The sequence below is a fragment of the Mesorhizobium sp. LCM 4576 genome, assembly GCF_001854815.1.
GTDB lineage: Bacteria > Pseudomonadota > Alphaproteobacteria > Rhizobiales > Rhizobiaceae > Mesorhizobium > Mesorhizobium plurifarium.
Map to the genome: position 1 here is coordinate 206,853 of NZ_MDDT01000009.1, position 6,269 is coordinate 213,121.

At 60.9% G+C, this 6,269-nt stretch carries 6 protein-coding genes; 3 read left to right on the plus strand and 3 right to left on the minus strand.

The window, feature by feature from the left end:
• Window positions 1-102 precede the first annotated feature (102 nt).
• Window positions 103-510: a hypothetical protein gene (locus tag LCM4576_RS04790; protein WP_083361316.1), complete on the plus strand. Its 408-nt coding sequence runs from the start codon at window positions 103-105 to the stop codon at window positions 508-510.
• Between the two features lie 36 nt (window positions 511-546).
• Here LCM4576_RS04790 and LCM4576_RS04795 read toward each other — a convergent pair whose 3' ends face one another.
• The gene (locus LCM4576_RS04795; protein WP_131803210.1) at window positions 547-1,629 is read right to left on the minus strand and encodes a hypothetical protein; all 1,083 of its coding nucleotides are present in this window, start codon (window positions 1,627-1,629) and stop codon (window positions 547-549) included.
• A 26-nt stretch (window positions 1,630-1,655) separates the two neighbouring features.
• Between LCM4576_RS04795 and LCM4576_RS04800 the strand changes: the two genes are divergently transcribed.
• Complete coding sequence (locus LCM4576_RS04800) at window positions 1,656-2,909, plus strand: cytochrome P450 (protein WP_131803211.1); 1,254 nt, start codon at window positions 1,656-1,658, stop codon at window positions 2,907-2,909.
• A gap of 6 nt (window positions 2,910-2,915) precedes the next feature.
• Here the strand turns inward: LCM4576_RS04800 and LCM4576_RS04805 are convergent, their stop codons facing one another.
• Window positions 2,916-4,496, minus strand: a complete 1,581-nt coding sequence (locus LCM4576_RS04805; RefSeq protein ID WP_071030769.1) for a GH3 auxin-responsive promoter family protein — start codon at window positions 4,494-4,496, stop codon at window positions 2,916-2,918.
• The gene (locus tag LCM4576_RS04810; protein ID WP_071030770.1) at window positions 4,486-5,223 is read right to left on the minus strand and encodes a hypothetical protein; all 738 of its coding nucleotides are present in this window, start codon (window positions 5,221-5,223) and stop codon (window positions 4,486-4,488) included. The genes LCM4576_RS04805 and LCM4576_RS04810 overlap by 11 nt, the downstream gene beginning before the upstream one ends.
• 195 nt (window positions 5,224-5,418) lie before the next feature.
• Here LCM4576_RS04810 and LCM4576_RS04815 point away from each other — a divergent pair, with 195 nt between their 5' ends.
• A complete protein-coding gene (locus LCM4576_RS04815) occupies window positions 5,419-6,153 on the plus strand; it encodes a pseudouridine synthase (RefSeq protein ID WP_071030771.1) in 735 nt (244 codons plus the stop codon).
• The last annotated feature ends 116 nt before the right edge of the window (window positions 6,154-6,269 follow it).

Sequence of the window (6,269 nt, forward strand, 5' to 3'; positions counted from 1 at the left end):
CGTGCCGGACCGGGGTGGCTGCTGGAAATCGGGATGCTGCGCGTATGCTTGGCCTTTGTCGCCATCRCCGCCTTGACCAGGCCGTCGGCGGCGGAGCCGCGCGTGTCCCATCTTTTCGACCGTCCCGACCTCGCGGYGGCCTATTCCGGCCAATCCGATCTCGTCACCGCATATACGACTGGCATGGCGCGCTACCGGCTTCAATATTCGGGCCAAGGGGCCCAGACCGGTCTGGCCGCGCCGCTCGAGCCTCGGCTGCTGCGGCCTGAATTCCAGCAACGGACATGGCGCTCGGCGGACGGCAGCCTGCTGCAGGGCTTTGCCGGCAAGGGCGGTTTCCGGCTGACCACAGGCAACTGCGTGAGCCGCATCTGCATGGCCAGCGAGTGCAGCGAAGCCGGCTGGCCGCTCTATGCCTGCAGCGACGGGCGCAAGCGCAAGATGTCGGTCAAGAGCTTCGTGACGGCAACATTCGACGGCGTCTCCTACCGGCGGCTGAGCGCGCCGTGAACGCTCAATCGCATGCATCAAACCCGTCCGATCAACTCAGCTTCTTGGCTGCTCGGACGGGTTTGCAAGACGTTTCCTMAGTCTGCGCAACGAGAGGGTTCGCCTGAGATGGAACCATCCTATGCGGCGCCGCACGCGACGCATTGCGCTGGCGTGGATCGCATCGACGTTCCGGTTACCGCGGCCGATTTCCAAAACGACATCGGACGGTGGCCGCAAGATTGCTCGCAGCGCATGCGCATGCATCTCGGCATAGCGGCTGTAGTTCACTGTGGCGTCCCAGTTGGGCGGCCGTGCCAGGACAGTTGGATTGTTGTTTATCTCGAAAGTCTGGATGCGCCCGTCGACAATGCCATAGTCGATCCGGCCATAGTCGATGCCAGCCAGATCAAACACGCGCTCGATTTGAGAGGCATGCGGATTTTCAGCGACGTAGGTCCGGCTTTCCGCCCTGTCCGCCTCGGTGAAGCGGGTGCTGGGAAATTTGATGTACCAGTTTTCATTGATGAAACAATGCTGCGGATAGATCGTCGGCCCAACCCTGTAGGCTGAATATTTGCGAAAGCGGCCGTCCGATGACGCCGCCGCTCCATATTCGACGATCATCAGGTCCGGGTCGCGTCGAATTTTCGGCGGCAGGCCGGCTATCGCTGCATCCAGCGCGCCCGGGCTTTCCAGCAACCCGGTCAAGGGTGGATCGTRCCGGCTTTCCCAGCGCACGAAGACCGGGAACCGCTGGACCGCGCGGAAATCGTCAAGACGATGCACGTCGAAGGTATTGAGTCCCGCTGCCTTCAACCTTTTCAGAAGATCGAAGCGATTCGGGACTTTCGCCGGATTGTTCAACATCAGCGCGGCGGGGTCCTGTGCTGAAATGCGGTGGCAAAGCTCCGAAGCGGCCTGCAACTGGGCGGCGGACAGTCTTTCGAAATCCGTGAAAATGAAGTTGCCGGTGGGGAGACGGCCAAGCCGATCGATCTTCTCATAGGGTATTATTCGCAAAAAGTCGTCCAACCCATGGCGGTAATAGCCAAGGAACACCCCGATCGTGTAAGCATGGCGCTGGGTACAGAGGTAGTAGATCGGACCTGATGCTCCAGCCGTGGTCATGGAAAGCATGACCCGGCCGAGCGGAGGTGAGTTGGTTGGGCACTCTGTTGGGCAGGGCGGAGATTTATTACGCAGCGATGCAGGGACAATATCCAGCTCGGGAGGAGCACTGCGCCAATCACTATTGGCATGGCGTGCGGGCCGGCTGCTTCAACGGCTCTATCGACATCTATTCTATTCATGATGAAATGYGCGACCAGGCCCCCGTCTGGCGGTCGCCCTGGGGCGACGTGTTCGTAACGAGATACGACCTCGTTTCGGCCTGCCTTGTCAATCGCCAGCTGTCGCATGTTCCCCCAAATGATCGAAATCATGCAAGCGACCAACGATCGGCCATCAACGAATGGCTGATGTATCAGGAGGGGCATGCGCACRCCGCCATCCGCCAGGCCCTGCAGCAACCCTTTGTCGGCAAGGGGGCGACCGCGCTGGAGCCTTTCGTCGCAGAAGCCGTCGATCTGCTGGTCTCGAAGGCTGACCTTGCAGGTGTCGTCGACGTGGTCGCCGCTTTCACCCGCGCTGTTCCTGAACGGGTGATTGGCCGCCTGCTTGGCGTACCCGTTGAGGACATGCCAAGATTGCGGGCCTGGTCGGCATCGATCCGCGTCATTCTCGACTCGGGGTTCGACGACGCCTTCGGACCGGTGTCAAATGCAGCGGAGGAGATGTCGGCCTATTTCACCGACCTGTTGCGCGACCTGCTGGCGCGCGGAGAGATGCCGCCACTGCTTGTCGGATTGCCGCCTCTGGTCGACAAGCTGGGACTCGAGACCGCTGGCCGCAATATAGCTTTCCTGGCCTTTGCCGGCCATGAAACGACCGTACACCTGATCGGCAACATGCTGTTCCATCTGGCTCACGCCCCTTCTCAATGGGCCAGCTTGCTGGCCGATCGACGGCTTGCTGCCAGCGCCGTTGCCGAAACCTTGCGCCTGGAGAGCCCGGTGCAGAAGATTTGCCGGTGGCCCGTGAAACCGACTGAGTTGGCCGGCCAGCCTATCGATGAAGATCAGTTGATTGTCCTGCTGATTGGGGCCGCCAACCGAGATCCAGAACAGTTTYCCCAGCCGCAAGTGTTCGACATCACCCGACATGGCAGRCAGAATCTCGCCTTCGGTCGCGGCGCCCATGTCTGCATCGGCAGGACGCTGGCGRAAATGGAAGGAAGGCTGTTGCTGGAAGCCRTCCTTCGACGCTGGAGAAGCCTTGAGCCAACGATCGACGGCGCGAAGTGGACGGATAATTCTTCGATACGCGGATTGGAGCGGTTGTCCTTGCGATTGAGCTGACCGCGATCAACGCTCCGCAACGCCCAGTCCGGCCAGAAATACACTGTCCACCTCTCTAAGCAGGACAGGCGCCTTCATGCCAGCGATGCTTGCGCCGCTTTGCATGCGGTGACGCTTCCAACGGCCGTAGAGATCGTCGATCGATGTCAACCGCACGAAGTCGAGTTGGCCGATTCGGCGAGCATATTCGTATTGGGGGTTGGCGGTCAGGGCGCGGTCGAGCCTCTCGGCGATGGCGCCATCCAGAGGATTGTCCGAGCAGGCCTCGACGAGAAGCTGGTAGTGCGGTCGAGGAGTCGTCCTGGCAGCAAGCAGCGCATAGGACGGCACGGAGATCCTTTCGAGGCARCTTGCAACAAATGCCTCGCTCAGCTTCTCGCCACACATGTCGACGGTGACACCGGCGCGGCCRCAGAATCGCAGACGGGGCGTGTMGCCGCTGAAACCGACAACCTCCACCATGTCATGTGTGTCGTAACGATAGAGACCGGAGCCCGTCGAAACGACGACACGATATATGCGGCCGATTTCAAGCTGCCAAGCGAAACGGCAATCGCCGGCTTCATCGATGAATTCGAAGAAGCCGCTGTGCGCCGCAAGCACCGAGCCCGGCCCGTCGCCAAAAGGAAAGGAAACGGYGGCCTCGGTCGACATCAAGCCCTTCGATTGCATGAAAGCCTGGGGGAAAAGCGCCTGCAGCTCGGCTGCGAAGCCTTTGCTCGACGCATCCGTCCAGCAGCTGATGGTGTCGAGTCGGGGCCAGATCGYGGAGAGATCGTTCGACGACCCGCAAAGCGTGCTTTCAAGCGTCTCGATGCGGCGGTTAACCGAATTCCTGTCCTGCGATATCGCCAGTCTGGAGGCCAAAGTCGGTAACAGATTCAGCGCGTCGCGCCGCATCGCACGCAGAATCTCGGTAAGGTAGGTCGGGCTCCAGACCCAGATCAGAGCCAGATCTTCCGCCTGCAGCAGATAAAGACAGGTTTCTCTCTGCCAGGTGTCGAAATCGGCAAGAAGCCTGAGTTCCATCGGCACAGCCGAAAGCTCGATCAGACTGCTGCGCAAAGCACCGAAATAAGCGAAGGGCAAAGGACTGCCCAATGGATAGGCGCCGATGCGCTGATCGAGCGAGCGACCCACCGGGCTCAAGGCAAAATAGCTACGGCCCTGCGTGACGGCGGGACGGCGCGCTATGAGATCCCCGAGCCAAGGATAAAGACAATCGGTGAAGGATTTGAGCGCGGTATCGGTATAAGGGATATTCTTAGCTCCGCCCGAACTCCCGCCGGTCTGCTCGAAGAACCGGACCGGTTCTGCCGTCAGCACGGCGTCGTCGCCTCCGATGATACGGTCGATGTAGGGCTGAAACGCCGCATAGTCACCGATCGGGACAAGCGAGCGGAACGACTCAGCGGACGTGATGTCGATGAATCGGTTGGCACGCCCGAAGGCGGTGAGGCGATTGGCCTTGATCAGACTTGCAAGGCTATGGCGCTGCGCTACCTCAACGTCTCCAAGCCCGGCGCGGAATTGTGCCCCGGCCGCAACGGTGGCACCGGCGATTCCTGCCCAGGCGTCAGCGACCATCGCTGAGACCTTCGGCAAAGCTGGTCGCTCCATATCGCTTCAGATTTGCGGAATTGAATTCGGCCAGACAAGCGAGCTCGACGCCGCGGTAATATGCTGGATTGGCACTCAGAAAAAATGCTRCAAAGCGGTTTCGTTCCGCCGTCTTCTCGACRCTTGCCCATTCTCGTCRGAGATGACCCTGYGAATGGCCAAAATCGATCAGTCCGCTTGTGGCATCGAAAAAACGGCCGTAGCGCGCCGCCGCTATTTGATTGCGGATCAGCCGCAAATCACTCCTGTCTTTCCCGTCGATGGCCGGGACAAATTCACGAAAGAAGTTGGGTAGAATTCTGAAAGTGCGATGGCCCATCATGATCGAGAACCAGAACAATCTTTCCTCGCCTACCTTGGCTTTCACCGCRCCAGCCGCGCGGAACCATGCACGCAGGAGAAMCGGGTCGCCCCAGYGCGACGCATCGAGCACCGYGTCACCCGAAAACAGGTAATGCACTGTTTCGCCGTCGACGATCAGGCTGCCAACCGCCAAGGTCGAGAATCCGACAATGTCACTATTGCGCCGAATAACGACGACGGCATTTTTCTCCGAGAGATCTCGTTCGAAGCGGCCCTGGTCGGTCGCCTCGTAGTACCTCTCGTAAAGGCGAAACATCTCGTCGCGATCGCCGTTGCCGAGATTGCCGACCGGAATCGTTTCGGACTCGAGCGAAACCGGCTCCCCTGCCACGTCGCCACCCCCAAGCAAGACCCAATGTGAGGACATAGAGGACAATGCACCGTCGGTCCAACTCAAAATGCTTACACCGCTCAAACCGGCTCGGCCTTCCGTATCGWAGCGCAGGCCGGCAGAATTGTCCGAGATTGCGAGGTCTTGGTCATATGTGGCACCTTTCCTGACTTACCTGTGGAACCGAATTGCGTCATGACACAGCCGCGACCCGTCGTCGCCAAGGCCAGCCTTGACCGGGCGTTGTCGAAGCTCGGCTTCTGCTCGCGCAAGCAGGCCGAGCTTTTGATCGCCGAGGGGCGCGTACGGGTGGGCGGCAAGGTGGCGCGCGACCYTTCGCTTCGGGTCGACCTCGGCCGCGACCGCATCACCGTCGACGGCGAGCGCGTGGTCGCGGAGCGCAAGGTCTATCTGATGCTCAACAAGCCGCGCGGGCTGGTCACGACCCGTGACGACCCCGAAGGCCGCGGCACGGTCTATGACTGCCTGGAAGGGCTCGACCTGCCGTTCGTGTCGCCAGTCGGCCGGCTCGACAAGGCCAGCGAAGGGCTGCTTTTGCTCAGCAACGACACGCGCTGGGCGAACGGTTTGCTCGACCCTGCCTCGCATGTCGCCAAGACCTATCATGTGCAGATCGCCGCYGCGCCCGACGAGGGAATGCTCGAGCGCTTTCGTCAGGGCGCCGTCGTCGATGGCGAGTTGCTCACGGCAAGCTCGATCGCACTGTTGCGCAGCGGCGGGCGGACGGYCTGGCTGGAGATCGTGCTCGACGAGGGTCGCAACCGGCAGATCCGCCGGCTGCTCGGCGTTTTTGACATCGAAGTGCTGAGGCTGATCAGGGTGGCGATCGGCGGTCTTGAGCTTGGCGAGCTTGCCAAGGGTCAGGCGCGGCATCTGACGAGTGAGGAGCTGGCGATGCTTGCGTCGTAAGGCGCGAGGYGTCCCCCTCACCCGGATTGCCAACCGAATTGCGAAGGGCAATTCGGGGCAATCCGACCTCTCCCCGGTGGAGGGCTTTGCACGGGAAGCGAAGTCGGGTTCGGTGT